This is a genomic window from Mesorhizobium sp. P5_C1, from assembly GCF_054049815.1.
This window is the reverse complement of the sequence record NZ_JBFULQ010000661.1, coordinates 1-2,649: the sequence shown is the minus strand read 5'-3', so window position 1 is coordinate 2,649 and position 2,649 is coordinate 1. Positions and strand designations below refer to the sequence as shown.

The window sequence follows — 2,649 nt, the reverse complement described above, 5'->3', positions numbered from 1 at the left end:
GGGCCTGATCGAAGGTGACAGGCATTTGGTCTGCCCTGCCGAAAACGGCCAGCTCTTCCTGGCCGGCACCGACAGGCTGGGGCGCGATGTGCTCTCGCGCATCATCTATGGCGCACGCATTTCGCTGACGATCGGCCTCGTCGGCATCAGTTTCAGCTTCCTGCTCGGCATCGTCATCGGCGGACTGGCCGGCTATCACGGCGGTATCTTCGACCTGATCGTTCAACGCATCATCGAAGTTCTGCAATCGATCCCCAGCATTCCGCTATGGCTGGCTCTGGCGGCGATCATGCCGATAACTTGGAGTCCGGCGGTGATCTATTTCGGCATCACCGTCATCCTCGGGCTGCTCGACTGGACCGGACTGGCGCGAGCAGTGCGTTCAAAACTTCTGGCCTTGCGCGAGGAGGATTACGTTCTGGCCGCGCAATTGATGGGCGCCAACAGCAGCCGCATCATCGGGCGGCACCTCATTCCCGGCTTCATGTCGCATCTGATCGCGACGGCGACGCTCTCCATACCCAGCATGATCCTGGGCGAGACGGCACTGAGCTTCCTTGGGCTTGGCCTGAGGGCGCCGATAACCAGCTGGGGCATCCTGCTCACCGAGGCGCGCAGCGTCAACGTGATCGCGTTCTATCCATGGCTGCTTTTGCCGATGCTCCCCGTCGTTCTCGTCATCATGGCGTTCAACTTCCTCGGCGATGGCTTGCGGGACGCAGCGGACCCCTACAAGTGAGATCGCCATTCCGCCGTGCGCCGTGCCGCCTGCTCCACCCCGGTATGACCCTTGCCGGCGGCCTGTCCGGTTGTTGCAATGTTTGCCGTTCGCCTCTATACGCGGCGAAATTCGATCGGGGTTTGGCAGGTGCCCTCGGGTTTCAGCCGCAAACCGCCCTGATCGCGGGCGTCGCCGATTTCTTGGGCTGGTTCAGGACGTACAATTTCATATGAGTCGCCTCGAGAGTTTCATCCGCAGGATGACCGCACAGCGCGACATTCTCGATCAAGTCTGTGTCGAGGTGGCGAAGATCGAGGGCCCCGTGCTCGAACTCGGCCTCGGCAATGGCCGGACGTTCCACCACCTGCGCGAGCGCCTGCCCGGACGCCGGATCGTGGCGTTCGACCGCGCACTTGCCGCACACGACAGCTCAATTCCCGACGCTGAAAACCTCGTGCTCGGCGAGATAAGCGAGACGGCGCCCAGGTTCATTGGCATCGACGCCGCTCTTGTCAATGCCGACCTCGGAACCGGCCATGAAGATCGCGATGTGGTGACCCTTAGCTGGCTTCCCGATCTGATCGCGCGCCTGCTTCGCGTCGGTGGCTTCGCGGTCAGCGGCATACCGCTCCATCACCCGCAGTTGCAACGCCTTCCGCCGCCGCCTTCGGTGCCCACCGATCGTCTATTTGTCTATAGGCGTGTGTGAGGGGCCGAGACGACCCAAAGCGCGTCGCGTTGAACGGATTCAGACGACGCGCTTTAAGTCTTTGTTTGTATGCATGTCGTTGCCCCAAAACCGGGGCCACTTTTGGGCGACATGCAGTGCAGCGGTTCACCGTTTCACGGAAACGCCGAACCCGCTCTATCTCTTTGTTTTAACGCAATTCTCCAGGGAAAGCGCCACGCGCCTCTCCCGGGAAAACCGTTTCACACTTTTCCTGGAATTGCTGCAAGTATTCAGGGGATCGTATAGACTGCTATCTCGCGCTCAATGCCGCGCAGCGAGACCTCGTGGGGCACGGGCGTCAGCGCTTTCCTGTGCAACAGATCGGCTGTCAGATTGTCGTCGACCACCGCACGAGTGGCGAAGATCGCCTGTGCGGTGGCAAGGTTCTGGACCCGCGAAGCAATGTTGACCGTCTGGCCGAAATAGTCCTGGCGCTCGTTCATGGACACGGCGATGCAGGGGCCCGCATGGACCCCGATCTTGAGCAGCAGATCTTCGCGCCCGCTCTTGTCGTTGAGCGCACGCATGGCATCGCGCATCCTGAGGGCCGCGGCAATCGCACGATCGGGCGTCGCGAAGGTCGCCATCACCGCATCACCGATCGTCTTCACCACCGCGCCTGCCTCCGCCGCGACGATCTCGTGCAGAACCTGGAAATGCTCGCGCACGAGATCGAAGGCTGAAAGGTCGCCCACCCGCTCGTAGAGCGCGGTCGATCCGCGCAGGTCGGTGAACAGGAAGGTCAGGCTGGTGATCTTCAGGCGCTGGTCGATGTCGAGCGTGTCCGCGCGATAGAGATTGCGGAACGTCTGGTTGGTGAGCAGGCGCTTGGCCGTCAGGAAGGGCCGGCGTTTGCTCAGCAAATCATGCAATGCCGGTCCGGCAATGAACACCGTCGGCAGCACGCGGGTGTCGGTCCTGTTTTCCAGCGAAATGCGCATCGGGCCGGGTTGCATCTCCAGCGTCTGGCTCTGGACATGGTCGCGGTCGAAGACCAAGGAGAGGCTTCGGCGCTCCTTTGTTGGTTCGCCCTTCGCGTCGATGAACTGCGCCGAATGGGTGACTGGCTCGAAGACGATAATGAACTCGGGCGGAAGCCGTATGGGCAGAACCGCCTTTTCACCGGGCGCAAGCTCGATACCTTCCAGCAAGAACGCTTCCATCTTTTTGGCGAAATCTTCTTCCGGCAGATCGACGC

Annotated in this window: 3 protein-coding genes; 2 read left to right on the top strand and 1 reads right to left on the bottom strand. The window is 61.4% G+C overall.

Features of this window, described 5'->3' with window-relative positions; all coding sequences use genetic code 11:
- Together ACXJ7R_RS29550 and ACXJ7R_RS29545 are read left to right on the top strand one after the other, a co-directional pair.
- Nucleotides 1-739, top strand: a 739-nt coding sequence (locus ACXJ7R_RS29550) for an ABC transporter permease (RefSeq protein WP_457154915.1), incomplete at its 5' end; no start/stop codon positions are given.
- Nucleotides 740-950: 211 nt separating this feature from the next.
- Nucleotides 951-1,430 (top strand): class I SAM-dependent methyltransferase, encoded by a 480-nt coding sequence (locus tag ACXJ7R_RS29545; protein ID WP_184872685.1) that lies wholly within the window; start codon nt 951-953, stop codon nt 1,428-1,430.
- A gap of 251 nt (nt 1,431-1,681) precedes the next feature.
- On the opposite strand, the gene ACXJ7R_RS29540 is transcribed toward ACXJ7R_RS29545, so the two are convergent.
- Nucleotides 1,682-2,649, bottom strand: a 968-nt coding sequence (locus ACXJ7R_RS29540) for a DUF5939 domain-containing protein (protein ID WP_457154914.1), incomplete at its 5' end; no start/stop codon positions are given.

Coding starts and splice junctions, on each gene's coding strand:
- ACXJ7R_RS29545 (WP_184872685.1), top strand. CDS start 951: ATGAGTCGCCTCGAGAGTTTCATCCGCAGGATGACCGCACAGCGCGAC.